Genomic DNA, 24,620 nt, shown 5'->3' on the forward strand with positions numbered 1-24,620 from the left:
GCTGCGGAACTGCTGGGCCGCTGCCAGTCCAAAGGCCTCTCGATCGGCGAGATCATGTTCGTCAACGAGCGCGCCTCCCGCACCGAAGAAGAGATCCGCGAAGGCCTGCTGCACATCTACTCCGTGATGGGCTGCGGAACTGCTGGGCCGCTGCCAGTCCAAAGGCCTCTCGATCGGCGAGATCATGTTCGTCAACGAGCGCGCCTCCCGCACCGAAGAAGAGATCCGCGAAGGCCTGCTGCACATCTACTCCGTGATGGAAGGCTGCGTCGAGGTCAGCCTCAAACGCACCGGGCTGCTGCCCGGCGGACTCAAGGTCCGCCGCCGTGCGCCCGACTGGCACGAACGCCTCATGAAAGAGGACAAGGACCGGGACCCGAAGTACTGGCAGGAATGGGTCAACCTGATCGCGCTGGCCGTGAACGAGGAAAACGCCTCCGGCGGCCGCGTGGTCACCGCCCCCACCAACGGTGCCGCCGGGATCATCCCCGCCGTGCTCTACTACGCCCTGCACTTCGCCCCCGGCATGGACAAGGCGACCCAGGCCGACCGCGACGACGTCGTGGTCAAGTTCCTGCTGACCGCGGCCGCGATCGGGGTGCTCTACAAGGAGCAGGCCTCGATCTCCGGCGCTGAAGTCGGCTGCCAGGGCGAGGTCGGCTCGGCGTCCTCGATGGCCGCCGCAGCCCTGGCCGAAGTCATGGGCGGCACGCCCCAGCAGGTGGAGAACGCCGCGGAAATCGCGATGGAGCACAACCTCGGGCTGACCTGCGATCCGATCGGCGGGCTCGTCCAGGTTCCGTGCATCGAACGCAACGCGATCGCCGCCGCCAAGGCCATCAACGCCGCCAAAATGGCGCTCTGGGGCGACGGCACGCACCGCGTGTCCCTCGACGAAGTCATCGTGACCATGCGGGAGACCGGCAGGGACATGTCCTCCAAATACAAGGAAACCGCAATGGGCGGCCTCGCCGTCAACGTCGTGGAGTGCTGACGTCAGCCGTCGGCAGGCGCCGCGGATTGCCTTGCAGGTCCATGGCTTCATGGATCTGCAGGGCAAACCAGAGTTGCGCCAGCGTGGAGGTTTCGGTCATATCGAGGCCTGTCAGCTCACTGATTTTCCGGATGCGATAGATGATGGTCTGCCGATGCGCGAACAGGGCGGCCGCCGTTTTCTGCCAGGACCGTTGCATGTCAAGGAACGTCTTTAGCGTGACGATGAGGTCCCCGTTTTCGCTCTGTTCGTATTCGAAAATGGGTCCGAGGAGCCGCTGGACCAGTGCGTTGCCTTCCTCATAGCTGGTGAGCCCCAGCCACGAGGGTCCCTCGGCATAGCGGACCAACCGCTCGCCGGTGCTCGATGCCGTCCCAAGCGCCCACATCGATTCCTGCAAAGCTCGCTGCGTTCCAGCGGCTGCGGAAGGCCGGCTGATCCCGATCTTCACGTCCATGGGGACGGCATGCCGCAGAAGATCGTCGGTGCAGTCTGAAGCGACAGCCAAGTGCAGTGTATTGAACCTGCGCTGGCACGCCGTCGGATAGCCGTGTCGCCAAAGATCAACGTGGATCCCCGCCAGGCGCTCACCGTCCTCGCTCGACATGGAGATGATGAGGAATTCCCGTGTCGAAATCCCGAACTCAGGGAGCCGGCTTTCGATGTCGGCGATGCCCAGGCGCCCGTCGAAGGCCTGCAAAAGGAACTCCGCCCCCAGCCGGCGCTGGTTCTCGAGGGACAGCACCGTCCGCGACAGCTCCAGTCCAAGGACTGTGGCCGCATGGAGCAGTACCACCGCATCCGGGTGCGGTTCGGATTTCGGCAGCACCACCAGAAGCGCATTGGCGTGAGTCGGAATATCCATCATGAGAAGGTGGCTGTCCCCCAAACGGTGCCACTGGAACTTCTTGCTGGCGACCGGTGACTTGCTGGTCAGCGGTTCAAGATGCTGCCTTAGGTCCGGCGGCAGCGACTGGCCTCCGTGATGCCAGGCATGCAGGCACCGTCGATCAACCACGAAGAGGCTGGCGTCGAGTTCGGCTTCGATGCCCAGGATCAGGCTTAGCCATTGGTTCTCAGATGGCCCCGCCAGCCGCAGCAGGTCATAGATACGGGCCGTCTGGCGCAGCCTGCGGGACTCCTCAAGCAATGAAGACTCAGCGACCGAACGTGCAATGGCGATGAACGGCAGCGGGTAGGGGATGTTGATGACCGGCAACGGCAGGCGGTCACAGGCTTCCAGGAACTGGGGCAGGAGCTCAGGGGCATGCATCTGCGCGCCGATCGCCAGGGCACTGGCACCTGCATTGACCAGTGCCTCGGCCAGCTCAACCTGCCCGTCGGGATCCGCCGGAATGGAGAGCCCGTTGGTCATCATGAGCTCGCCGCCGGTGATCCATTCCCACAAGCGCGGGAGGTCGGAGGTGTGGGCCCAGGTGACCCGGTTGCCCAGGCCTGCGGAGCCCGCCAGAAGGGTCAGGCCCAGCTGGGGTTCGGCCAGCAGTTCGGCCACGGTGATCGCCATGTGTGGTTCCTGTTCATAAGTCCGGAGGCAACCCCCAAGCCGCTTATACACATGTATAAGCCCCTCGGTTATTTGTAGTCAATCGGCGCATGTACCGCGTGACGCCGATCACTAATAGTTAAGGCATAGACCTCAACCGGCGCAGAAGCACAGCTCAGAGAAGAACCTGCCAGGCCGGCTGAACCCAAGCAACTGGAGGATCCCTGTCATGACCACGCACAAGCCAATCGGCCCCGTCGACGCAACAAAAGTCCCTCGCTACGCGGGCCTGGGCACCTTCGCCCGGCTTCCTCAAATCGACCGTGTCCCGGACTATGACATTGCGATTGTCGGTGTCCCGTTCGACGGCGGTACCTCCTTCCGCCCCGGCGCCCGCTTCGGTCCGGCCGCTGTCCGTGAAGCGTCGCGGCTCCTGCGCCCCGGCTACCACCCGGAGCTCGACGTCGAGCCTGTATACGAAGCCCAGGTTGTCGACGCCGGCGACATCGCCTGCACCCCCTACGACATCTCCCGCGCAGTCCGCGAAATCGAGGAGCAGGCCCTCCCGCTCCTCGGCGAGGCAGGCTCCGGCAAGAGGCTCATCTCCATCGGCGGCGACCACACCATCGCGCTCCCGATGCTGCGGGCCTTGAACAAGGTCCACGGCCCGGTGGCCCTGCTCCACTTCGACGCACACCTGGACACCTGGGACACCTACTTCGACCAGCCGGTCACGCACGGAACCATCTTCCGCCGGGCCTTCGAAGAGGGCCTCCTCGTCGAGGACAAGTCGATGCACGTGGGCATCCGCGGCCCGGTTTATGACCGCAACGACTTCCTCCGCGACCACGAGTTCGGCTTCCAGATCATCCGCTGCTCGGACCTGGACGTCATCGGGGTTCCGGCCGCGATCCAGCGCGTCAAGGAGCGGCTGGGCGACACTCCCGTCTATGTCTCCATCGACATCGATGTCCTCGACCCGTCCTACGCGCCGGGCACCGGCACCCCGGAAATGGGCGGGCTCCACTCCCGCGAACTGCTGGCCCTGCTCCGCGGACTGGACGGCATCAATATCGTTGGCGCCGACGTCGTCGAGGTCGCTCCGGCCTACGACCACGCAGACATCACCACACTCGCCGCGGCGACCCTGGTCTTCGACCTGCTCGCCCTGATGGTGAACCGCAGCAAGGCCTCCGCCAACGTCGCCCAAGAGCTGCAAGCCGCCACCGTTTGACCCGCAAGGGCTGGGCATCGCGCCTGCTTTGTACATATGTATGAACAGGTCTACGGCGTCTATTCAATCGCCGGATTTCCACTGTGACAAAAGTCACGAATGATTGATACATCAGATCCCGTGCCCGACGAAGCGCCGGGACAGAACAAAGAGGTTCCCATGAACTCCCGGAACGCATCATGAGCACGCACCCCACTCACGCCGTCGCGGCCGAGGTGCCCCGGCTCGAAGACAAGACCATTCAGCCCATCCCCGCCGACGAACGCCACGGCAAAGCACGGGACCTTTTCACCATCTGGTTCGGTTCCAACATCATGATCATGACCATCGTGACCGGGGGACTCGCGACCACGGTGTTCGGGCTCAGCTTTGTGCCCGCCGTCGTCGGAATCATCATTGGAAACCTTGTCGGTGGCATCTTCATGGCACTTCATTCGGCCCAAGGTCCGCAGCTGGGTGTGGCGCAGATGATTCAGACCCGCGGCCAGTTCGGTTCGTACGGGGCGCTGCTGATCGTGGTCATCGTGGTGGTCATGTACGTCGGGTTCTTTGCGGCGAACCTCGTCTTTGGCGGCCAAGCGCTGGCCGCAGTCACCCCTGGCATCAGTGTTGATGCAGGCATCATTGTCATTGGCGTCGTGAGCGTCGTGGCCACCATTTTCGGCTACCGGCTCATCCACGCCTATGCACGCTTCTTGAGCATCGTGGCCGGTCTGGCGCTGGTGCTGGCCTTCGTCTGGATCCTGGCCGTCCACGGATTGCCGGCCAGCTTCCTGGACCAGGGAACCTTCAACTGGGTCGGCTTCATGGCCACGATCTCCGTCTCCGCCCTCTGGCAGCTCGCCTACGCTCCCTACGTCTCGGACTACTCCCGCTACATGCCTCAGGGCACCGGCTCGGCCCCGGCGTTCTGGGCATCCTACTCAGGCTGCGTCCTGGGAACACTCTTCCCGATGGTCTTGGGTGCCCTGGTGGGAACGCTCGCATTGGCACTGATCAACGATGGCAGCAATGTCGAAATAGTCGGGAGCCTGGGAGCCATGCTCGGGCCATGGACCATGGTGATCATCGGAATCTTCTGCCTCGGCGTTGCGGCGTCGAACGCCATGAACCTCTACTGCGGGGTCCTGTGCACCCTCACCATTGGGCAGACGTTCAGGCCGGCCTGGTTGCCCCACGCCAAGACCCGGACCATTGCGGCGATCCTCCTCTTCACCCTCGCCCTCTCGATCGCACTGTTCGCCCGCGACAATTTCATCTTCTTCTACACGAACTTCCTCTCCTTCCTGATGTACGTCCTGGTTCCCTGGACGGCCATCAACCTGGTCGACTACTACCTCCTGCGGCACGGCGACTACAAGGTCGAAGACTTCTTCAAGCGCGATGGCGGGATGTACGGAAGGTTCAACTGGGTTGCAATCGGAGCCTATGTTGCCGGCGCACTGATCCAGGTTCCGTTCTCCGCAACAGCGATGTTCACCGGCCCTATTGCCGCCGCGATGAACGGCGTGGACCTCTCCTGGATTGCTGGCCTGGTGGTCGTTGCACCCCTGTACTACTTTGCGGCGCGGGTGTTCCGGAAGAAGGCAGCAGCAGCAGCCCCCTTTCAGTCGCCTGCCTTCGCAACTGACCTGATTGAGGCGCCGCGGGCATAACGCCCGCCCCGGGCATGCACCGCCCACCGCGGGCATACCGCCCGCCCCCAACACAAACTCCCGACGCCGAGACCGGCGCAGAAAGCAAAGGCTAAATACCATGACCCTCACCAACCTCGAGCAGTTCACCGTCCGACGCTCTTCCGCGGAGCAAAGCTGCGCCAGCGTCTTGCCTCCGACGGGGCACTTCATCGGTGGAGCATTTGTTCCCGGTTCCTCGACCCGGCTCATCGACGTCGTAGATCCCACCACGGAGCAGGTCATCGCGTCGGTGCAGGCAGGCACAGCCTCGGATGTGGACGTTGCGGTTGAGGCGGCCGTGGCGGCCCAGAAGTCCTGGGGCGCCACGACACCGAAGGAACGGTCCGAGGTGCTCTCCCTGATCGCCAACATCATTGAAGCCAACCGTGAAGCGTTCGAAATCATCGAGTCCGCCAACACCGGTAAACCGCGGACCGTCGCGGAGGACGATGTCTCCAGCACCATCGACACCTTCCGATTCATGGCCGGAGCTTCCCGCACACTGACTTCCATGGCTGGTGGCGATTACGCCACCGGACACACCTCGGTCATCCTCAGGGAACCCGTCGGCGTCGTAGGCGTCATCACTCCCTGGAACTACCCGCTGCTGATGGCGGCGTGGAAGATCGCGCCCATCCTGGCCGCCGGAAACAGCATCGTCCTCAAGCCCTCGGAACAGACTCCGCTGTCGACGCTGAAGCTGGCAGAACTTGTCGCCGGACGCATCCCCGACGGCATTCTCAACGTCGTGACCGGAAAAGGCCGAACCGTCGGGCAGCGGCTCTCCGAACACCCTGATGTCGCCCTCGTTGCGTTGACGGGGAGCGTCGTCAGCGGACAGGCAGTGGCGGAGACCGCGGCCAGGTCCGTCAAGCGCGTGCATCTGGAACTCGGCGGCAAGGCCCCGGTTGTTGTCTTCCCCGACGCCGACCTCCGCGCGGCCGCCGCCGGCGTGCGAAACGCCGGCTTCTGGAATGCCGGCCAGGACTGCGGCGCCGCCTGCCGCGTGCTGGTCCACGAGTCCGTGGCCGAGGAGTTCACCGAGCACCTGGTACGTGAAGTCGGCACGCTCGTCGTCGGCGCCCCGGGTGCAGGGGACGACGTCGAAATCGGTCCCATGATTTCGCGCCCGCACTTCGAACGCGTGAAGGAATCGCTTGAGGAGGCAAAGGCTGCCGGTCTTCAGGTGGCCATCGGCGGCTCTGCCCTGGAAGGCCCCGGCTACTTCATCGAACCCACAGTGATCAGCAACGTGCCGGCCGGGGCGCATATTGCTACCCACGAAATCTTTGGCCCCGTCGTCACCGTCGAGTCCTTCAGCTCCACCGACGAGGCCATTACCCGGGCCAATGAGAGCCCCTACGGCCTTTCCGCCTCGGTATGGACCCGGGATTCGAGCCTCTCGCTCAGGGTTCCGAAGCAGCTCGATTTCGGCACCGTCTGGGTCAATTCACACCTGGTGTTGGCCTGTGAGGTTCCGTGGGGCGGATTCAAGGGATCCGGCTACGGCCGCGACCTGTCGCTGTATGCCTTGGACGATTACTCCCGGACCAAGCACGTCATGATCAACCACGGCGCATGAGCCTTAAGACCAGGATCGGAGCTCAGCAATGACCACCACGAATCATCCCAACCCCGCGTCGTCGGCGCGCGCCGCTACCCCGTCCGCTCCCTTCGGGACAGACGTAACCTGGACCAACTGGGGCGGCAACCAGAGCGCCACGCCGGCCTTCACCGTCCGGCCGCGGAACGAACAGGAGGCGCTCGACGCCGTCCGGTTCGCCATCCGCGAAGGCCTGCCCGTACGCGCAGTCGGCTCAGGGCACTCGTCCTCTCCGCTTGTCCAGACGGGCGGCGTCCTGATGGACATGTCCGCGCTCTCGGCCATCACCGGAACCGACCTCATGCGGCGCCGTGCCAGGGCCCTGGCCGGCACCACCATCAACGCCTTTGGCGATCCGCTGTGGGACCAGGGGCTGGCACTGGGCAACCAGGGCGACATCGACAAACAGCAGATCGCCGGGGCACTAGCGACCAGCACCCACGGCTCCGGAAAGAACCTCGGCAGCTTCTCATCAGCACTGCGTTGGGTCCGGCTGATCAACGGCTACGGCGAAATCGTCGAAATCGGTGAAGGGCAGCTCCGCGAACTCCGGGCCGCCCAGGTCGCCCTGGGGACGCTCGGAATCTTCCTGGAGGTCGAACTGGCTGTCGAGGACCGCTATTACCTGCAGGAGGAGATTACCTACCCCACGTGGGCCGAGACCGCGGCAACCTGGCAGGCCGACATCGACGGGAACCGGCACTACTCGTTCCTCTGGTGCCCGGATGACGATTCATGCGAGCTCCTGGACCTGCCCGGATCGCCCGGCCAGAGCATGGCAAACCGCAGCTACACCAAGCGCTACAACATCGCCCAGGTCACGGACGAGCGTGAAATTTCCCGCACGGAAGGTGCCCGGCTGGACCGCTCGTACCGCATCTACCCGGGCGGATTCACCACACCGTTCCATGAACTCGAGTACTTCGTTCCCAGCCAACACGGCCTGGCGGCCGTCGAGGCTGTCCAGGAGCTGATCCGCACCAGGCATTCCGACCAAAAGTACCCCGTTGAGGTCCGCTGGGTGAAAGCCGACGAAGGCTACATGTCCCAGTTCCAAGGACGCGACACCACCGTCATTACCCTGACCACCGAACCTGGGACCGACTACTGGCCCTTCTTCCGGGACGCGGATGCGGTGCTGCAGGAATTCGAGCCACGCGCACACTGGGGCAAGATCCACTTCATGACGAGGAGCCGGCTGGAGCGTCTCTACCCGGAGCTCGACACCTTCATCCAGGTCCGCCGGGAGTTCGACCCCCGCGGCATGTTCCTCAACGACCACACGCGGGCCCTCGTCGGCTAAATCAGCTGTCCAGGCTAAACCGGCAATTCCGGCGTACGCCCCCAACTCGTGACCGGGGGCATACTGCCCGCCCTGCCACAACCAATGCTGGAAGAGAAGATATGAGCCATTTTCAGGACAAGGCCTACCTCGTCACCGGAGCCAGCTCCGGCATCGGTCTCGCGACCACTCGAGCCCTTCTGGCGCAAGGGGCGAAGGTCGCCGCCGTCGGGCTCCCGGACCGGTTGCTTGAAGACGCACGACGCCAACTGTCGGGTGCTGTGATCTTCCTCGAAGCCGACGTGTCGGAGTCCCTGCAGGTCGACAACGCATTCGCCCAGGCGGAAGCAGAACTTGGACCACTGAGAGGAGCCTTCAACGCCGCAGGAATCTCCAGTGTTGCGCCCATCGCCGAAACGTCCGACGAGCTGTGGCAGAGGTTGATCCGGGTGAACCTGACCGGTACTTTCCACTTCGCCCGGGCAGCGGCCCGAACGCTCACATCCAACGGCGGCGGCTCGCTCGTGTGCACTGCCAGCGAGCTATCACTCGTCGGCCAGGCAGGCTACACGGCATACACCGCGACCAAGGGCGGCGTGCTTTCAATGATGCGGTCTTTGGCCGCCGAACTCGCACCGGCCGGCGTCCGGGTCAACGCACTGTCGCCGGGCACGACAGATACCCCGATGCTTGCGGCCGAGTTCGCGAACGAAGAAGAACGCGCCAGAGACGAAGCTTCCGTACCACTTGGCCGATTCGCCCTGCCGGAGGAGATTGCAGCCGCTGCGCTGTGGCTACTGGGGCCTGAATCCTCATATGTCACGGGAACAAACCTTGTTGTCGACGGTGGTCGAACGACGACCTTCCCCCTTGGGCATTGAAGCCCACATCCAACGCATGCACTGAAAGGCAAAATCACATGAGCTCTGTACTGGTCACAGGTGGTGCCGGATTCACCGGACGCCACATAGTCAACGAACTCGCCGACGCCGGCCATCAAACGGTCAGCTACAACCGGGATTTCATCGACGCGCCACGCCCCGATGTCGTTTCCGTCCAGGGTGAACTGTTCGATATCCCTCGTCTCCTTGAGGTATTCAAGGAGCACGACGTCGACACCATCGTCCATACCGCCGCCATATCCCACCCGACCTATTCCCTGAGCTTTCCCCTGGCGACGTTTGCCGCCAACGTCGAGGGAACGGTGGCGGTTTTCGAGGCGGCCCGACTCCACGGCGTCAAACGGATCATCAACTTCTCTTCGGAGTGCGTGTACGGCAAGACCTCAGCACCGGTAGTTCTCGAATCGGAGCCAGTAAATCCGACGACGCCTTACGCCGTGACGAAGGTTACCGGGGAATGGCTCGGACAGGTCTACGGCGACAGGTATGGAATCGACGTCATCTCCCTGCGCATCGGCCAGGTTTACGGACCCGGAAACCGCATGGATGAAGTCATGCGGGATATTATGCGCGGCGTCGTCCGCGACGGTTCATTCTCACAGGACCACGGGGCCGACCACCGCTACAACCTGGTCTACGTCCGCGACGTCGCACTAGCCATACTGGCGGCAGTCCAGGCACCAGAAACGGCCTCGGCCAGGCCCCTGGCCTACAACATCTCCGGCAGCGAGTACTGGACACTCAGCGACGTCGTCAAAGAAGTTCGAATCGCATTCCCGGACGCCACCGTGGAGATCGGGCCCGGGACGGATCCAACCCTGGACTTGCAGGGACACTTCAGCATCGCTTCCGCAGCCGCGGATCTCGGCTACGAATCGGCTTGGCCGCTGCAGCGGGCCCTCGGCGATTATGCCGACTGGCTCTCCACCCATGACTTCTGAGCCATTCCTTCGGACCCATAGGGGCGAACATGACCTTCGATAAAAGCGGCTGGAGGCAGGGGGCGGCGTGCGTTGCCGCGTTGACCTTCGACGTCGACGCCGAGTCCCCCATCCTGGCCGCCGGCCGCCGCTATGCCGACAATGCGATGGCGATGACTCACCAGGCGTTCGGACCCAAGGTGGGTGTTCCCCGGATTCTGCAGATGTTGAAGGATGTGCAGCAGCCGGCGACATTCTTCATTCCAGGCGTCACCGCGGAGCGATATCCCCACATGGTGGAACAGGTCCTGGAATCGGGTCATGAGATCGCACACCACTCACACACTCACCGCACGGCGGTGAACATGAGTTTCGACGACGAACGCGCTGACTTCGATCTGGCGCTTGCCGCACTCGGGCGTTTCGGCATTTCTCCAAAGGGGCATCGCGCCGCAATGTGGGAGCCCTCGTGGCAGACGCCGTCGCTGGTAGCTGAATACGGGTTGAAATACGATTCCAGCCTGATGGATGCGGACGTCCCGTATCTCATTGAAACCCCCGCAGGGACAGTCGCGGAGCTCCCTCCACATTGGAGTCTGGATGACTGGGAGCAGTATGCCTTCCTTCCGGAACCCAAGATCGGGGAAATCATCCAGTCGCCACTTGTCGTGGCGGACATGTGGATTCACGAGATCGACGCAATGCGACGGCATGGTGCTCTATTCATGCTCACCTGCCACCCGTTCCTCACTGGGCGGGCAGGACGGCTGGAGGCGCTGCGGACCGTTATCGAAACTGCGCTTGAGCGAGGCGACGTCCGCTTCTCGACGTGCGAGGCGCTCGCGGAAGCGGCACTCGGTGACCCTGCATTGATTGCCGAGCCCCTCAATCCAGTGACAGCGTCCGCGGAGCTCTATCCGGACTACTGAATCCGGACTACTGAGCCGTGCAACACGGCGAACATTGGTGATCCCAAAACACAACAGGCCAAGGGCGAAGCCCTTGGCCGCTCATCAGCCACGCCCGCCGCGCGCTGTGATGCTCCAACCCTAAGACCGTCCCAGCGAAAGAAGGCTCATTGCAATGAACTCCCCGTCCCAGCTGTTGTCGGACGTACCTGGTCCCACACAGACGCCTAATCCTGAATCCCTCCAACTCAAACGGGAGATGGGGTTCTGGTCCTCCTTCTCTTTGGCGTTTGCCTTCATGTCGCCCATCATCGGCCTGTACGGAGTATTTGGCCTGGCCCTGATGGCCGCAGGACCGGCCTTCTGGTGGGGTCTGTTGGTGGTCCTCTTGGGCCAGGCCCTGGTAGCAGCCGTCCTTGCCGAGCTCGCTTCACGTTGGCCTGTTGCCGGCGGGGTCTGCCTTTGGTCCAGGTCCCTTCTCGGGCACACCTACAGCTGGTACGCAGGATGGGCCTACATCTGGACCCTCATCATCACCGTTGCCGCTGTAGCCTTCGGTGGAGGCACATTTCTGGCCTCACTGCTTGGCATAGAACAGCCTGACACCACGACGAAAATCGTGCTGGGTGCCGTCATCCTCTTGGCGAGTACCATAGCCAACTCCGCCGGACGGAAGTGGCTGAGTCTGCTGGTGACCGTGAGCATCGTGTGCGAGGTCATCGCCAGCCTGGGAGTCGGGTTGGTGCTCATCATCTTCCATCGCCGAAATTCCCTCAGCACGATCCTGGAGTCTTTCGGAACCGCGCCGGACACCACCGCCTATGTCTTTGGGCCTTTCCTTGCCGCGGTGGCAATCATCGGATGGTCGTTCGTGGGATTTGAAAGTGCGGGCGCAATTGCCGAGGAAGTCCGATCTCCCGAACGCAAAGTGCCGCGGGCAGTGCTGACGTCCCTGATCACGGTGGCATCAGTCATTACGTTTTCTTGCCTGGCCCTGCTCCTCGCAATCCCGGATATTGGTGCCGCCATGTCGGGGGCAGACCCGGACCCGATTACCACAACCCTCACCGCCAATCTTGGCGAGGGAATCACCAAACCTCTCCTGGTGACCATCGTCCTGGGATTCATCGCCGGGACGGTGGCGCTCCAGGCAGCAGTATCGCGATCGATTTTCGCATTCGCCAGGCTGGATGCCCTGCCTGCGGCCAAGGTTCTGAAGCGTCTCAGCAAGACCGACCGGCTGCCCATCAACGCCCTCCTGGTCTCCGCGGTCGCTTCAATGATTGTTCTTGCCCTGTCGGCATCTCAGGTGTACGGCGCACTAATTGCCTTCGCAACGGCGGGCTTCTACGTGGCCTTCATATTCCCAGTGCTGGCCGCGCTGATAGTCCGGCTGAAAGGAGCGTGGAAGGCCGGACCCTTCAGCCTGGGAGTTCTTGGCCCAGTCGTGAACATGGCGGCGCTGCTGTGGTTGGGTTTTGAGATCGTCAATATCGCATGGCCGCGGCAGCCGGAAGCGCCCTGGTACCAGAACTACGCAGTGATTGTGGTTTTCGTGATCCTTGGCCTGGCGGGTTTTGCGGTGGAGAGGCATCTGCGTCGGCGCAATGGCGCGCAGTTGGCGACGGAGGCAGAGACAGCGACCGAGACCGAGACAGACCCGGAACTGCTGAACGTCGGGCCGTGAGGCCCCACGAACCCCTCCTTCCCGGTGATTTTGCGGGGGAGGAGGGGTTTTTCACGCCCGGAAATGGGGCGCGGCTGGCCGGAGCCGGGAACTCAGATGCAGGACTTGTTGTAGTCGAAGCCGCCCGAGATGTACTGGGCCATGGTGACTTTGCCGCCGCCTGTCAGCGGCGCTGCTGAACACATGCTGCTGGCGTTTTGGAGGGAGCTCGCGCCGGCGAGCCAGCTTCGCTGGGCGTAAAGGCTGCTGGTCGAGGGCACCGCGCCGACGATCTGTGCCCATTGGTAGCCGGTCGAGTAGAGCCCTGTTTTGGCGCCGATGCTGGCAAAGTAGGCGGCCATGCCCTCTAGATCGGCTCTGTTGGCGGCCTTGTTCGTTGACCAGGTGTTGTCGGTCTCGACGTCCAGCCACCAGGTGTAGGAGGCCGGGTTCTTGACCCCGCGGATGTTGGCGTCGTCGTAGGCCTTGGCGTATCCGTACATATAGGAGCACGCCGAGCCGACCGAGCCCTTGGTGCACTGGCCGTAGGGGTTGGTCACGGTCTTCCCGGCATAGGTGTTGCTGGTGGGCCACCAGGAGCCGGCGGTCCCGGGGTTTCCGGTGTTTACGTACAGGGCGACGAGGGGCTGGCCGGTCCCGCCGGTGGACGTGGCGGCCCAGGACAGCTGGGTGGCCAGGCACGAGTTGGTGTTGTTCGCCAGGCCGTTGTTCACACCGATGATCGCGAAGCTCTGACCCTTGGGCAGGGGTTTGCCGCACTGCGGCCAGGACACATCGACGCCGGGTCCCGCGGGCGTGACTGCTGCTGTGCCGGCCGAAGTCTTCGCGGCGGTGGTGTAGCCGGCCTTCGTTCCGGTGACGGTGACGGTGATGGCCTTGCCGGCCTGCGCTGCGGCCAGTTTGTAGGTGGCGGCGGTCGCTCCGACGATGACGACACCGTTGGCCCTCCACTGATACTTCAGGCTGACGGGTGCCGGCCCCCATATGCCCGGGACCGCGGTCAGTGTGTAGCCGGCTTTTGTCATGCCGGTGATCGTCGGCACCGGGGCCGGCCCGAGCGAGCCGGCGGCGATGGCTGCGGTGGGGGCGGAGGTCTTCGAGGCGGTGGTGTAGCCGGCCTTCGTTCCCGTGACGGTGACGGTGACGGCCTTGCCGGCCTGCGCTGCGGCCAGTTTGTAGGTGGCGGCGGTCGCTCCGACGATGACGACGCCGTTGGCCTTCCACTGATACGTCAGGCTGACGGGTGCCGGCCCCCATGTGCCCGGTACCGCGGTCAGGGTGTAGCCGACTTTTGTTTTGCCCGTGACCGCCGGCACCGGGGTCGTCTTCAACGGCGCGGCGGACGCTGCAAGTACCGCCGTCGTCGTACCCGGCGCGGCGGATGCTGGGGCAAGCGGTGCCAGTGAAAGCATCATGACCACAACCAGGAACAACGGAATTGATAGAGTCCGGACGCGGTCGAATAGCAGCATAAAAATTTCCCCCAAATTGCCGCGCCCGGAACAGGCTGCGCTAGAGCCCGCAGAATTGCAGACAGCGTGAATCTAGCACGGGGAGGTGTTCCTCAACGAGCAATTGCAGCTTTGCGGGCGACGGACGCACGCAAAAACCCGCCGGCTCCGGGCTCGCCCGGGCCGGCGGGTCCTTGCCGCGAGGCTACTCCGGAACCACCAGTGCGGGAGTGTCCTTCCGGATGGTCTCGCCGCGGAAGAAGCCCGGATGCAGTTTCGCGGCAACCAGCATGATCACGAGGCCGAGGGCCAGGATGCCGATGCCCAGGATGAACACCAGGCCCACCCCGAAGACCTCCGAGCCGCTGCCGAATTCCGGTGCCCAGCTGTCCACGGCGGTCTGGAAGAAGACCACGGTGAGGACCAGGCCGCCCAGCACCGGGAACAGCAGCCGCATGAAGAAGTTGCGGACGCTGGAGAACAGGCTGTGCCGGAAGTACCAGGTGCAGGCGAATGCCGTGAGGCCGTAGTAGAAGCAGATCATGAGGCCCAGGGCCATGATGGTGTCGTTGAGGACGTTCTCGCTGATCACCTTCATGACGGCATAGAAGCCGCCGGAGATCACACCGGCAATCACCGTGGCGAAACCGGGGGATCCGAAGCGCTTGCTGACGGATGCGAAGCGCGGCGGCAGGGCGCCGTAGTGGCCCATCGCCAGCAGGCTGCGGGCGGGGGAGGCCATGGTGGACTGCAGGGAGGACGCGGTGCCGGAGAGCACGGCCAAGGACATCAGGATGGCCAGCGGGCCCATGACGGGGGAGGCCAGTGCTGCAAAGATGTTCGACTGGTTGTCCGGGTTGTTCAGGCCGATGCCGTCGGTTCCGGTGCCGGCCACCATCATGGTGGCCACGATTGCGACGAGGTAGAGGGCCAGGACGGCGACCGCCGTCGTGGTTCCTGCCCGGCCGGCGGTTCCTTTGCCACCCTTTGTTTCCTCGTTTACGGTGAGGCAGACGTCCCAGCCCCAGTAGACGAAGACGGCCAGTGACATACCGGCGGTGAACTGCTCGAAGCTACCGATCTTCATCGGGTTGAACCAGTCCCAGCTGAAGGCGATCGAGGTGCCCGAGTCGCCCGACGCGGCGTGGGTGAGTGCCATGACGACGAAGATGCCCAGGACGAGTACCTGGAATCCGACCATGGTGTACTGCACGAGCTTGGTGGCGTGCAGGCCGCGGTAGCTGACCCAGACGGCGAGTGCCACGAACACCAGGCACGTGACAATGTTCAGGGCGGTGTTGGAGGTCAGGTCCGCGAGCTCGGGGTTGTTGAACACCTGGGCCAGGAAGAGGTAGAAGAAATCCACCGCGACGCCGGCCAGGTTGGACAGCACGATGATGTTGGCGGCCAGCAGCCCCCAGCCGCCCATCCAGCCGACGAACGGCCCGAACGCCTTCGTGGCCCACGTGAAGGTGGTGCCGCTGTCCGGGGAGTCGGCGTTGAGCTCGCGGTAGGCGAACGCCACCAGGATCATGGGAATGAACGCGACAATGAAGATCGCCGGCAGCTGCACGCCCACGGCGCCGACGGCGGGTCCCAGCGAACTGGTCAGGCTGTAGGCGGGCGCCACGGAGGAGATGCCCAGGACGACGACGGCGAGCAGGCCCAGCTGGCCGCCCTTGAGCCCTTTGCCCGTGATGCCGTGTTTCGAACCGGCCGGATCGACCGCGTCCTGGGTGGTGGCGCCGTTTTCGCGGCCGATTGTCTGACTCATGGCTGACCTGTCTTCTGGGGGACGGACGGTTGCTGTTGGGTGATGCAATGGATGCCGCCGCCGCGGGCGAAGAGCTCGCGGGCGTCGATGCCGACCACCTTGCGGCCGGGGTAGGCGTCGCCGAGGATGCCCAAGGCTTTTTCGTCCATCCGGTCGCCGAACGTGCAGGCGATGACCCCGCCGTTGACCACCAGGTGGTTGATGTAGCTGTAGTCGACGAAGCCGTCCTCATCCGTCAGGGTTTCCGGGGCGGGGACCTCGATGATGTTCCATTCGCGGCCGGCCGCGTCCCGGGTGGTGGCGAGGTGGCTGATGATGTCCCTGCTGACTTGGAAATCGGGGTGTGCCGGGTTCTGCTGGGAGTGGACCAGCACGGTGCCCGGGGACGGGATAGCCGCTACGATGTCGACGTGGCCGCGCGTGCCGAACCGTTCCGAGTCCCGGGTCAGCCCGCGCGGAAGCCAGACGACGTGGCTGACCCCGAGAGTCCGGGCCAGTTCGGCCTCGACGTCTGCCTTGCTGAGCCCGGGGTTGCGGCCCGGATCGAGCTGGACCGTCTCGGTGACGAGGACCGTGCCTTCGCCGTCGACGTGGATTCCGCCGCCCTCGTTCACCAGCGGCGAGACGAGGTGGCTGGCCCCCGAGCGTGCCGCGACGGCCGCTCCCACGAGCGAGTCCTTGTCCCAGGCGGCCCAGTCCTGGCCGCCCCAGCCGTTGAAGACCCAGTCGACGGCGCCGAGCCGGCCGCCGTCGTCGAGGACGAATGTGGGGCCGATGTCCCGCATCCAGGCGTCGTTCAGCGCGGCGGTGACCACCTCGATGTCCGGGTGGAGGTAGGCCGCCGCGGTCTCCGCATCCGCCGGCGCCACCAGCATGGTGACCGGTTCGAATTCCACGACGGCGTTCGCGACGGCGGCCCAGACGGAGCGGGCGGCGTGGGCTTCTGCCGCTGTTTCCCCCAGGGTGTACCCGCCGGTGGGGAACGCCATCCAGACACGGTCCTGGGGCGCCGTTTCGGACGGCATCCGCCAGGCGCTCATGCGGTGGCCTTCTGTGCGTTGAGGCCGAGCGGGGCGTCCGGGCGGACCGGTTCGGTCAGCCGCGCGTAGGTGTCCGGGCGGCGGGTGGCCAGGAAGGGGAATAGCGTGAGCCAGTCCCGTCGCTGACCGAGGTCGAGGTCCGCGACAATCACCGCGGATTCGTCCCGCGGTGCCTGGGCGAGGATCCGGCCGTAGGGATCGGAGATGAAGGACGAGCCGTAGAAGTTCAGCGTGCCTTCGCTGCCCCAGCGGTTGGGGACTACCATGAACAGCCCGTTGGCGATGCCGTTGCCCACAATGACCTGCTGCCACAACGGCTGGGTGTCGAAGTTCGGGTGGTCCGGCTCGGAGCCGATGGCGGTGGGGTAGACCAGGAGTTCTGCGCCGCCGAGGGAGTAAATCCGCGCCAGCTCGGGGAACCACTCGTCCCAGCAGGTAGGCATGCCCAAGCGTGCGCCGCCGAGTTCGGCGGGGGAATGGACCTCGTAGGCATCATCGCCGTTCGGGCCCTGGCGGAAGAACTTGTCCTCGTAGTAGCCGGCCGTGACGGGAATGTGGAGCTTGTGGGTGCGGGCCAGGAGTTCGCCCCCGGGGGAGACCAGGATGGCGGTGTTCAGGCCCAGGCCGTCGTCAGGGCCGTCGGGGTTCTCCGCCTTCTGGTACAGCGACGCATGGACACGGATTCCGTGCCTGCGGGCAGCGTCCGCCGCGAAGCGGAACGTGGGGCCGGTGAACAGGTCCTCTGCGATGTCCGAGGGCCGCGGGCGCGCGGTCCCGCCCCGGGCGGCGTCATTTTCGGGAAGCGTGTCCGCGGGGTAGCGGGACAGCGTGAGCTCGGGGAGGAAGACGACGGCGGCTCCCAGCCGGGCGGCCCGCCCGATGCCTTCGTCCAGTTCTGCGTGCAGGGCCGCGGCGTCAGCATGCCAGCGGTGCTGCACGACGCCGACCCGCAGCGCCGGCCGGCTGGACTGAGTTGTGCTGGACGGCGCGGTGCGGGCCAGGGAGGGCAGGGTGTCGAGGGACAAGATTTCGATCATGGCTACTCCAGTGAGACGGGCGTCACATAAATGAACGTTGTTCATTTAGTATTGGGGTGATGGCCGCGCGGGGCAAGGCCTAATATGAATAAAGTTCATTTATTTATTCGCGGTTTCCCGGCGCGGCCGGCAGGGGCCCCGGGGACAGGGGCTGGGCCGGCGCACCCCGCGGGCGCGGGCCGTAAGGCCCTAGACCGCGAATTGGACCCGGCAGAGTCTGGGCGTATGACTCAAACGAACCCCGCGCCGGATCCGGACATCAAGGCCGCCCAACTCAACGAACAGCCCACGGCGGTGGTGCATGAGACTGTCCCGATGAATGCGTTAGGGGACTTTTTCGGCCGCGCCTTCGGCGCCGTCATGGGTGCGGTGCAGGCGCAGCATGTCCAGCTGGCCGGACCCCCGTTCGCGCTGTACCGCGGCAAACCAACCGACGTCGTCGACGTCGAGGCGGGGTTCCCCCTCGCCGCACCTTTCACGAACCCGGGCGGCGCGGACACGGCAGTCACCGCCGGGACCCTCCCCGCAGGCCGGGCCTACGAAGCGATGCACATCGGTCCCTACGACTCACTGCAGCGGACCTACGGCGCGATCATGGCGCGGATGCGGCATGACGGCGCGAGCCCGGGGGCGGCAATGTGGGAGTACTACCTCACGGATCCCGGCGTCGAACCCGACCCGGCGAAATGGCAGACCCTTGTGGTCTGGCCGGTCGCCTGAAGTGCCGCACCTGAACTGCCCGCCCAAAGGGCGCGGCCGGGTCCGGCTGGGGGCGTTGCCCGGGTTTCCGCGCCCCGTCCGACTCATTGTGTCTGATAGGCCACACTATTCCTCAACTCCATGCATAATGTCCTAAACTGCTTCACTGAGGTGCCTGAAATGGCGCTGCGCAGCAACGAAAGTGAACCCCGATATGGCTACCGATTACGACGCCCCACGCAAGACAGAAGAAGAATCTCCCGCTGAGTCGCTGGAGGCCCTTCAGGCGTCCCGCGGCGGCGGCGCGCAGACTGCTGTGATCGACGTCGATGAGAACGACACCGCTGAAGGCATCGATCTTCCGGGTGCGGATCTGTCCGGCGAAGAGCTGACGGTCGTAGTTGTTCCGGAGCAGTCCGACGAATTCACCTGCTCCTCTTGCTTCCTGGTCCGTCACAGGTCCCAGGTGGCCCTTGAAAAAAACGGCATGAAGTACTGCCGCGACTGCGAAGGCTAAGAACCGTCCAGCAACTGCAAGGCCGAACGAAGCGCCGGACCCGCGAGGGTGCCGGCGCTTCGCCGTTTCCGGCATGGCCTTCGGCTCCGCGTGTTATCCGTTCGTGAAGGAAAGTCGCGAAATGGGTCCGTGAAATCCGTCCGTGACCGGCAACTGGCCACGCTAACGGTTGGGCGCCGAAACGGTCGGGGGCCTCGCCCGCCGGTTCGGGACCGCCTACGCTGAAAGCGTCTGACCTGCGCTGACGCTTCCGCCAGCCCACGGGCTCAGGAAGTACCAGGGGGTGGCGGGGTTGAAAATGACACAGTTGAAAATGACACAGTTGAAGAGGATCCACGCGTTGCTCGCGGCAGTGCTGATGGCCGCCGGTCTTGGGGTGCTTGCGCCGGCGCCGGCCGCTGCGGACCCATACTGCGGACAGGTCTGGGGTTCGCTGAGCAAAACGGATCCGGCCATGAGCCAGGCCAAGGTGGTGAACGTCCGGACCGGTCAGCATTACTGTTTTGACCGGCTGGTCATCGACCTCAACGGCCCCGTGGCCGGCTACACCATCCGCTACGTTCCCGAGGTGGTGCAGGACGGGTCCGGCCTGCCGGTCCCGCTGCGGGGCCAGGCCTTCATTCAGCTCACCATCAATGCGCCTGCCTATGACGACGCCGGCAATCCCACCTACAACCCGGCGAACAAGAGCGAACTGACGGACGTGACCGGCTACCAGACGTTCCGGCAGGTGGCGTGGGCGGGCAGCTTCGAAGGCTACAGCAGCCTCGGCCTGGGGGTCCGCGCGCGGCTGCCGTTCCGGGTCCAGACCGTGTCCGGGCCGGGCACCGGGTCGCGGCTCGTGGTGGACGTGGCGCACTTCTGGTGAGGCTCGTGAGGCGCTGAGCCGGGCTGCGCGCCCTGCCGGGCGGGTTGGCTAGGACAGGCGGATTGGCTAGAGCGAGTTGAGCTCGGCCCGGAGCGGGAAGTCCCGGCCGTCCAGCACCAGCTGGGTGCAGCGTCCCGTGCCGCGGTTGAGAACGATCGGCGCCATGAGGTTGACCGTCGTGGAGCCGGGGGAGTGGTTGACCACGATCAGCACCTGGGGTGCCTCCCGCTCGTCGAGTTCCAGGGCCTCCAGCGATGCTGCCGGGATCGGCGGGGCGTAGCTCGGCGCAAACACGGCGGCGTCGGCCAGGAACAGCCGCACCGGGCTGGAACCGGCCTCCAGGGCGTACAGTCCGGCCGCGCCCTCGACGCTCCGAAGCACGAAATCGTGCAGATCCTCGAAGCCCGGCATGGGTGAGGTGAAAGTGAGTGGCTGGCTGGTGACCGGGGTGTCCATGACTGGGGTGCTCACCGCAGGAAGTCCATCAGGGTGGGCTGAAGCACTTTAGCCGTGGCGGCCAGGGCCACCTGGTAGTTGGTTTCCTGCAGTTTCAGGTCCATGATCACGCTGCCAAGGTCTGCCGTCTCAATGCCGGTCTTCTGTGCGTCCAAGGTGGCCTCCAATTCTGTGTTGGCGCTGCCAGCCCGATCCAGCCGCGCCTGGCGTGTTCCAATTTCCGAACGGCCGTTGACGATGTTCTTGAATGCAGTGTCGACGGCCGCCACGCGCGGCGAAATGTCCGTGCCCGTCCGCAAATCGGCCGCCATCTTGCTGACGATATCGAAGACCGAGCCGTTACCGCTACCGAAGATCGCAGCGCCATCGGCGTCGACGCGGACGGATTCGGTGGCGCTGATGCGACGCTCCACAGGGCTCTTGGGCAGACCGTCGAGCGCGGGAGGGGTGCCGGTGAAGGCACTGGCGGCATCCGAGCTGCCGGCAAAGATGTTTCGGCCCAGATGCTTGCTGTTGGCGATCGAAACCAGGTCCTTGTTCAAGGAGTCAAGCTCGTTGGCGATTGCGTCTTTGCCGGATTGGTTGAGCGAGCCGTTGCCGGCCAGGACCGTGAGGTCTTTGATCCGGTGCATTACGTTGGTGGCCTGTTCGAGGGCGGAATCCGCCGCCGTGAGCCACGTGTTGCCATCGTCAATGTTGCGGCCGTACTGAGCGTTGGCGGCGAGGAGCGCGCGGGTTTCGAGGGCCTGCGCGATGGCGGCCGGATCGTCCGACGGGCGCGATATCTTCTTGAGCGTGGTCGCTTTTTCCTGCAGCTCTGCCAACCTGGACTGCTGGGTCTGCAGCGTACGTTGGGCGTTCGCGCTCATGGTCAGGTTAGTTACCCGGTTCAGCATGCGACTACCTTCCTACCAGTCCGGTGCGGTTGATCAGGACGTCCAGGGCTTCGTCGACGGCGGTCATTACCCGGGCCGCGGCCTGGTAGGCGTGCTGGTTGGTGAGCAGGCTGACGTTTTCCTCATCCAGGCTCACAGACGCCTGGGATGACCGGCTTGTCAGTGCTGATACCTGGGCAGCATCGGTGAGTGATTCGTGCTGCTGGGCTCCGCGGGACTGAACGCCGATGCTTGTGACAATGCCTGACCAGGCCTTGTCCGGTGAGGTCGGACCGGCGCCGAGTTGCGAGATCTTGTCCGCGATGCTGGTGTCAAGGGCGCCGCCAGTCGATGCCTTCAGGGCGATGTCGGCGGTGTTTGCGGGTCCCTTGATATTCAACGCGGCGGGGCCCGGGCCGGCGGTGGTGAAGAAACCGACGCCGGTGGCGCCGGTGGCCGTGACTCCAGTCGCGTGGATGGGGTTCACGGCCGTGACGAGGGCCATGGCGAAGTTGTTGTACTTCTCGGCGGCCTCGGCGATGGCGCCACCGGAGCCAGCAGCGGATGGCGGTGTGGCGGCGGGCGCCAGCACCGACAATGCTCCGGCGATTTCGCCGCCGTCAGGGGTTGCGACTCCAGCCGGGTTCTTCCACACCAACTGCACAGACGATCCCATCCGATCAGATGAAGAACCCGAGAGGGCGAGTGTCCGGACTGAGCCGCCGGTGACCAGGGCATTGCCGCCGACAAGGACGTCGACTGTGCCGTCGGATTGCTCGCGGACAGTGCCCCCGACGAGGCCGGCAATCTTGTCCGTGAGCTTGGCCCGTGCATCGATCAGTTCATTGGCAGATCCGCCGGCAGCGAGGGCGGAACGGATAGTTGTGTTGTACGAAGCGACCTGGGCGGCGGCCGCGTTGACGGCGTCGACGCTGTCAGAGGCCTCGGCGCGGGTTCGGCTCCACTGCGCGTCCAGGGCCTGGTACGCCGAGGAGATCTTGTCCGTCACGGAGTTGGCGGCGTTCAGCAGGAGCCCTTTCGGGCCGTCCTCCGAGGGCTGATTGGCGGCGGCCTGCCACGCGGACCAAAAACCCTGCAGCGCGGTCGAGATACCGTTCTCGCCCGGTTCCTGAAGCACGCCCTCAATGCCCTGCAGGGCCGAGGAACGAACACTCGCGTAGCCGGCCTGGGCTCCGGCCGAGCGGACGGTGCCATCGAGGAAGCTGCTGCCGAGCCGTGCAATGGCGTCCACCGAAACACCTTGCCCGGGCTGCAGTGCGCCGCCGCTGAAGAGCCCGCGGGCAGGCGCGGCCAGCGAGGACTGTTCCACACGCTGACGGGTGTAGCCTTCGGTGGCGGCGTTGGCGATGTTCTGCCCTGCCACGTTCATGCCCTGCTGGGCGGCGGTCAGCCCACGGTATGCGGTGTTCAGGGCGCCGAAGGTGCTCATGGTCGCTTCCTTAGAATTGCTGGTCGAAGATGCGGGAGCCGGCGGATTGCCCGGTCTTGCCGTGGGCGTCGTAAGTGCCAGCCGCGGCCGCGGGGTTTAGGTCGGCGAGCGACTCCTGCGTGGAGCGGACGGCAGTGCGCAGGTACTGCTCGTTGGAGTCGCGCAGTTCCTTGATCAGCGCCGTTTGGCGCGTCAGTGCCGTCAGGTGCGCGCTGAGAACCTCGGCCCAGGCGCCTTCCGGGGCGGCAGCGGCCAGTTCGGCCAGGGAAGCATCCGTAGGGAGTCCCCAGACCTCGGCGACGACGGCGGCCTCGATGGTGCGCGCCAGGCTCGCCTGGGAGAGGTGGCCCAGCACCTGCTCCACTTCCTTGGTGCCGTGGGGCAGCCAGCGGGACTTGCCCGAGGTCAGCAAGAGCTGCTCTTCCTCGAGCTTGAAAGTCAGAACGTCCAGGAGTTCACGCTCCCGCCACAGCAGGGCTGAAAGTTCGTGGATGGCCATGGTCCGGACGGCTCCCTCATGTGTGAATGGTGCAGGTGACAGGTGCGGTGGTGCCGAGGCGTCTATTTCATCGTGCGGACGATGCAGCCATCAGCTGGGTTCGTAGAAACTATCGGCGGGGCCCGGGGATCCGTTAGCGGAAATAAGACTGATAACACGCGGAACTTGGCGCGGGGGAAAATCCGAAAACAATTTTGGAATTCTCCTTACCTGTGCTTCCCGAATGGCGATAACTACTCGTGAAGGCCCACGGATGGGCCATCGCTTACAGTCCCACTCACGGAGGAAATACCATGGGCTTCGTTATTAACAACAACCTCGCGGCGAACAGCTCGTACCGCAACCTCAACGCCACGCAGACCGACCTCTCCAAGTCCTTGGAGAAGCTGTCCACCGGCCTGCGCATCAACCGCGCCGGCGATGACGCAGCAGGCCTGTCCATCTCCGAAGGCCTGAAGGCCCAGGTCTCCGGTTCAGCCCAGGCCGCCCGCAACGCCCAGGACGGCATCTCGGTCATCCAGACCGCTGAAGGCGCTCTGACCGAGGTCCACTCGATCCTGCAGCGTATGCGCGACCTCGCTGTCCAGGGCTCGAGCGACACGAACAACGCGGATGCCCGTACGGCCATCAAGACCGAAGCTGACCAGCTCGGTTCGGAACTGTCTCGGATCTCGGAGTCGACCAACTTCGGCGGTATCAACCTCTTCCAGGCCGGCTCCACCGCCGGTCCGGCCACGCTGGCCATCCAGGTTGGCGCGGCCGGCGATGCTACGTCGCAGATCACCATCAAGAATGCGGATCTCAAGACGGATCTGGCGGATGTTGTGACACTGGTTGGTGGAACCGTGGGAACGGCTGCGGCTGGCTTCGATGAGACGGACGCAACCTCGTTCCAGACCACCATCAAGAACATCGACAAGGCGATCAAGAACATCTCCACGTCGCGTGCGGATCTCGGCGCTTCGCAGAACCGTCTCGAGCACACGATCAAGACTCTGAACGTTGCCGGTGAAAACCTGCAGGCTGCTCAGTCGCGCATCGCCGACGTCGACATGGCTTCGGAAATGGTCAAGTTCACCAAGGCCAACATCCTGTCCCAGGCCGGCACCGCCATGCTGGCTCAGGCAAACCAGTCGAGCCAGGGTGTTCTTTCCCTCCTGCGCTAGACCGGTTCCGGCAGTCCGGTAGTCGAGAAATGAGGCTGCCACCCTGATCGGACGAAGACACAATCCCGATCAATACGC

Annotated in this window: 22 protein-coding genes and 1 pseudogene; 13 read left to right on the forward strand and 10 right to left on the reverse strand. The window is 64.5% G+C overall.

What is annotated here, in order from left to right:
- Positions 1 to 195 (reverse strand): hypothetical protein (locus AC1DZQ_RS20855; RefSeq protein WP_476965294.1); only part of this gene is annotated, 195 nt, incomplete at its 3' end.
- On the opposite strand from AC1DZQ_RS20855, the pseudogene AC1DZQ_RS20860 reads away from it, so the two are divergent.
- Positions 131 to 994: pseudogene (locus AC1DZQ_RS20860) on the forward strand (L-serine ammonia-lyase); the annotation flags it as partial. The gene AC1DZQ_RS20855 and the pseudogene AC1DZQ_RS20860 sit on opposite strands and share 65 nt — an antisense overlap.
- On the opposite strand, the gene AC1DZQ_RS20865 reads toward AC1DZQ_RS20860, so the two are convergent.
- Positions 975 to 2,519 (reverse strand): PucR family transcriptional regulator, encoded by a 1,545-nt coding sequence (locus AC1DZQ_RS20865; protein WP_476965295.1) that lies wholly within the window; start codon positions 2,517 to 2,519, stop codon positions 975 to 977. The pseudogene AC1DZQ_RS20860 and the gene AC1DZQ_RS20865 overlap by 20 nt on opposite strands.
- 208 nt (positions 2,520 to 2,727) lie before the next feature.
- Here AC1DZQ_RS20865 and speB point away from each other — a divergent pair, with 208 nt between their 5' ends.
- The 8 genes from speB to AC1DZQ_RS20905 all read left to right on the forward strand — a co-directional run bounded on the left by speB (position 2,728) and on the right by AC1DZQ_RS20905 (position 12,710).
- Positions 2,728 to 3,732 (forward strand): agmatinase, encoded by a 1,005-nt coding sequence (gene speB / locus AC1DZQ_RS20870; protein ID WP_476965296.1) that lies wholly within the window; start codon positions 2,728 to 2,730, stop codon positions 3,730 to 3,732.
- A gap of 179 nt (positions 3,733 to 3,911) precedes the next feature.
- The gene (locus tag AC1DZQ_RS20875; RefSeq protein WP_476965297.1) at positions 3,912 to 5,387 is read left to right on the forward strand and encodes a purine-cytosine permease family protein; all 1,476 of its coding nucleotides are present in this window, start codon (positions 3,912 to 3,914) and stop codon (positions 5,385 to 5,387) included.
- 100 nt (positions 5,388 to 5,487) lie between these two features.
- Positions 5,488 to 6,990 carry an aminobutyraldehyde dehydrogenase gene (locus tag AC1DZQ_RS20880; RefSeq protein WP_476965298.1) on the forward strand — a complete coding sequence of 501 codons (1,503 nt, stop codon included), beginning with the start codon at positions 5,488 to 5,490 and terminating at the stop codon, positions 6,988 to 6,990.
- A 28-nt stretch (positions 6,991 to 7,018) separates the two neighbouring features.
- A complete protein-coding gene (locus AC1DZQ_RS20885) occupies positions 7,019 to 8,314 on the forward strand; it encodes a D-arabinono-1,4-lactone oxidase (RefSeq protein ID WP_476965299.1) in 1,296 nt (431 codons plus the stop codon).
- 101 nt (positions 8,315 to 8,415) lie between these two features.
- Positions 8,416 to 9,174, forward strand: coding sequence for an SDR family NAD(P)-dependent oxidoreductase (locus AC1DZQ_RS20890; protein ID WP_476965300.1), 759 nt, complete (start codon positions 8,416 to 8,418; stop codon positions 9,172 to 9,174).
- Positions 9,175 to 9,212: 38 nt separating this feature from the next.
- Positions 9,213 to 10,136 carry an NAD-dependent epimerase/dehydratase family protein gene (locus tag AC1DZQ_RS20895; RefSeq protein WP_476965301.1) on the forward strand — a complete coding sequence of 308 codons (924 nt, stop codon included), beginning with the start codon at positions 9,213 to 9,215 and terminating at the stop codon, positions 10,134 to 10,136.
- 29 nt (positions 10,137 to 10,165) lie between these two features.
- A complete protein-coding gene (locus tag AC1DZQ_RS20900; RefSeq protein ID WP_476965302.1) occupies positions 10,166 to 11,044 on the forward strand; it encodes a polysaccharide deacetylase family protein in 879 nt (292 codons plus the stop codon).
- A gap of 154 nt (positions 11,045 to 11,198) precedes the next feature.
- A complete protein-coding gene (locus AC1DZQ_RS20905; RefSeq protein ID WP_476965303.1) occupies positions 11,199 to 12,710 on the forward strand; it encodes an APC family permease in 1,512 nt (503 codons plus the stop codon).
- Between the two features lie 92 nt (positions 12,711 to 12,802).
- Here AC1DZQ_RS20905 and AC1DZQ_RS20910 read toward each other — a convergent pair whose 3' ends face one another.
- The 4 genes from AC1DZQ_RS20910 to AC1DZQ_RS20925 all read right to left on the reverse strand — a co-directional run bounded on the left by AC1DZQ_RS20910 (position 12,803) and on the right by AC1DZQ_RS20925 (position 18,012).
- Complete coding sequence (locus AC1DZQ_RS20910; RefSeq protein WP_476965304.1) at positions 12,803 to 14,125, reverse strand: hypothetical protein; 1,323 nt, start codon at positions 14,123 to 14,125, stop codon at positions 12,803 to 12,805.
- 241 nt (positions 14,126 to 14,366) lie between these two features.
- Positions 14,367 to 15,935, reverse strand: coding sequence for an APC family permease (locus tag AC1DZQ_RS20915; protein ID WP_476965305.1), 1,569 nt, complete (start codon positions 15,933 to 15,935; stop codon positions 14,367 to 14,369).
- Positions 15,932 to 16,975 carry an agmatine deiminase family protein gene (locus tag AC1DZQ_RS20920; protein ID WP_476965306.1) on the reverse strand — a complete coding sequence of 348 codons (1,044 nt, stop codon included), beginning with the start codon at positions 16,973 to 16,975 and terminating at the stop codon, positions 15,932 to 15,934. Before AC1DZQ_RS20920 ends, AC1DZQ_RS20915 begins: the two co-directional genes overlap by 4 nt.
- The gene (locus AC1DZQ_RS20925) at positions 16,972 to 18,012 is read right to left on the reverse strand and encodes a nitrilase-related carbon-nitrogen hydrolase (protein WP_476965307.1); all 1,041 of its coding nucleotides are present in this window, start codon (positions 18,010 to 18,012) and stop codon (positions 16,972 to 16,974) included. The genes AC1DZQ_RS20920 and AC1DZQ_RS20925 overlap by 4 nt, the downstream gene beginning before the upstream one ends.
- Positions 18,013 to 18,237: 225 nt before the next feature.
- Between AC1DZQ_RS20925 and AC1DZQ_RS20930 the strand changes: the two genes are divergently transcribed.
- From AC1DZQ_RS20930 to AC1DZQ_RS20940, 3 genes are all read left to right on the forward strand, one after another.
- Positions 18,238 to 18,732, forward strand: a complete 495-nt coding sequence (locus AC1DZQ_RS20930) for a GyrI-like domain-containing protein (protein ID WP_476965308.1) — start codon at positions 18,238 to 18,240, stop codon at positions 18,730 to 18,732.
- A 193-nt stretch (positions 18,733 to 18,925) separates the two neighbouring features.
- Positions 18,926 to 19,228 carry a DUF4193 domain-containing protein gene (locus AC1DZQ_RS20935; protein WP_476965309.1) on the forward strand — a complete coding sequence of 101 codons (303 nt, stop codon included), beginning with the start codon at positions 18,926 to 18,928 and terminating at the stop codon, positions 19,226 to 19,228.
- A 313-nt stretch (positions 19,229 to 19,541) separates the two neighbouring features.
- Positions 19,542 to 20,096 carry an AMIN-like domain-containing (lipo)protein gene (locus tag AC1DZQ_RS20940; protein WP_476965310.1) on the forward strand — a complete coding sequence of 185 codons (555 nt, stop codon included), beginning with the start codon at positions 19,542 to 19,544 and terminating at the stop codon, positions 20,094 to 20,096.
- A 66-nt stretch (positions 20,097 to 20,162) separates the two neighbouring features.
- Here AC1DZQ_RS20940 and fliW read toward each other — a convergent pair whose 3' ends face one another.
- Genes fliW through AC1DZQ_RS20960 form a run of 4 tightly spaced genes read right to left on the reverse strand, consistent with a single transcriptional unit; the run spans position 20,163 to position 23,376 of the window.
- The gene (gene fliW / locus AC1DZQ_RS20945; RefSeq protein ID WP_476965311.1) at positions 20,163 to 20,567 is read right to left on the reverse strand and encodes a flagellar assembly protein FliW; all 405 of its coding nucleotides are present in this window, start codon (positions 20,565 to 20,567) and stop codon (positions 20,163 to 20,165) included.
- The gene (flgL, locus tag AC1DZQ_RS20950; protein WP_476965312.1) at positions 20,564 to 21,448 is read right to left on the reverse strand and encodes a flagellar hook-associated protein FlgL; all 885 of its coding nucleotides are present in this window, start codon (positions 21,446 to 21,448) and stop codon (positions 20,564 to 20,566) included. Before flgL ends, fliW begins: the two co-directional genes overlap by 4 nt.
- A gap of 4 nt (positions 21,449 to 21,452) precedes the next feature.
- Positions 21,453 to 22,877, reverse strand: a complete 1,425-nt coding sequence (gene flgK / locus AC1DZQ_RS20955; protein ID WP_476965313.1) for a flagellar hook-associated protein FlgK — start codon at positions 22,875 to 22,877, stop codon at positions 21,453 to 21,455.
- Positions 22,878 to 22,887: 10 nt separating this feature from the next.
- On the reverse strand, positions 22,888 to 23,376 hold the full coding sequence (locus AC1DZQ_RS20960; RefSeq protein WP_476965314.1) for a flagellar protein FlgN: 489 nt from the start codon (positions 23,374 to 23,376) through the stop codon (positions 22,888 to 22,890).
- A gap of 293 nt (positions 23,377 to 23,669) precedes the next feature.
- On the opposite strand from AC1DZQ_RS20960, the gene AC1DZQ_RS20965 reads away from it, so the two are divergent.
- A complete protein-coding gene (locus AC1DZQ_RS20965) occupies positions 23,670 to 24,542 on the forward strand; it encodes a flagellin N-terminal helical domain-containing protein (RefSeq protein ID WP_476965315.1) in 873 nt (290 codons plus the stop codon).
- Positions 24,543 to 24,620 lie beyond the last annotated feature (78 nt).

This window comes from Arthrobacter sp. P1_C12_2, from assembly GCF_056406415.1.

Coding starts and splice junctions, on each gene's coding strand:
- flgL (WP_476965312.1), bottom strand. CDS start 21,448: ATGCTGAACCGGGTAACTAACCTGACCATGAGCGCGAACGCCCAACGT.
- AC1DZQ_RS20935 (WP_476965309.1), top strand. CDS start 18,926: ATGGCTACCGATTACGACGCCCCACGCAAGACAGAAGAAGAATCTCCC.
- speB (WP_476965296.1), top strand. CDS start 2,728: ATGACCACGCACAAGCCAATCGGCCCCGTCGACGCAACAAAAGTCCCT.
- AC1DZQ_RS20885 (WP_476965299.1), top strand. CDS start 7,019: ATGACCACCACGAATCATCCCAACCCCGCGTCGTCGGCGCGCGCCGCT.
- AC1DZQ_RS20880 (WP_476965298.1), top strand. CDS start 5,488: ATGACCCTCACCAACCTCGAGCAGTTCACCGTCCGACGCTCTTCCGCG.
- AC1DZQ_RS20900 (WP_476965302.1), top strand. CDS start 10,166: ATGACCTTCGATAAAAGCGGCTGGAGGCAGGGGGCGGCGTGCGTTGCC.
- AC1DZQ_RS20890 (WP_476965300.1), top strand. CDS start 8,416: ATGAGCCATTTTCAGGACAAGGCCTACCTCGTCACCGGAGCCAGCTCC.
- AC1DZQ_RS20965 (WP_476965315.1), top strand. CDS start 23,670: ATGGGCTTCGTTATTAACAACAACCTCGCGGCGAACAGCTCGTACCGC.
- AC1DZQ_RS20910 (WP_476965304.1), bottom strand. CDS start 14,125: ATGATGCTTTCACTGGCACCGCTTGCCCCAGCATCCGCCGCGCCGGGT.
- AC1DZQ_RS20930 (WP_476965308.1), top strand. CDS start 18,238: ATGACTCAAACGAACCCCGCGCCGGATCCGGACATCAAGGCCGCCCAA.
- flgK (WP_476965313.1), bottom strand. CDS start 22,877: ATGAGCACCTTCGGCGCCCTGAACACCGCATACCGTGGGCTGACCGCC.
- AC1DZQ_RS20925 (WP_476965307.1), bottom strand. CDS start 18,012: ATGATCGAAATCTTGTCCCTCGACACCCTGCCCTCCCTGGCCCGCACC.
- AC1DZQ_RS20865 (WP_476965295.1), bottom strand. CDS start 2,519: ATGGCGATCACCGTGGCCGAACTGCTGGCCGAACCCCAGCTGGGCCTG.
- AC1DZQ_RS20920 (WP_476965306.1), bottom strand. CDS start 16,975: ATGAGCGCCTGGCGGATGCCGTCCGAAACGGCGCCCCAGGACCGTGTC.
- AC1DZQ_RS20940 (WP_476965310.1), top strand. CDS start 19,542: ATGACACAGTTGAAGAGGATCCACGCGTTGCTCGCGGCAGTGCTGATG.
- AC1DZQ_RS20905 (WP_476965303.1), top strand. CDS start 11,199: ATGAACTCCCCGTCCCAGCTGTTGTCGGACGTACCTGGTCCCACACAG.
- AC1DZQ_RS20875 (WP_476965297.1), top strand. CDS start 3,912: ATGAGCACGCACCCCACTCACGCCGTCGCGGCCGAGGTGCCCCGGCTC.
- AC1DZQ_RS20915 (WP_476965305.1), bottom strand. CDS start 15,935: ATGAGTCAGACAATCGGCCGCGAAAACGGCGCCACCACCCAGGACGCG.
- AC1DZQ_RS20960 (WP_476965314.1), bottom strand. CDS start 23,376: ATGGCCATCCACGAACTTTCAGCCCTGCTGTGGCGGGAGCGTGAACTC.
- AC1DZQ_RS20895 (WP_476965301.1), top strand. CDS start 9,213: ATGAGCTCTGTACTGGTCACAGGTGGTGCCGGATTCACCGGACGCCAC.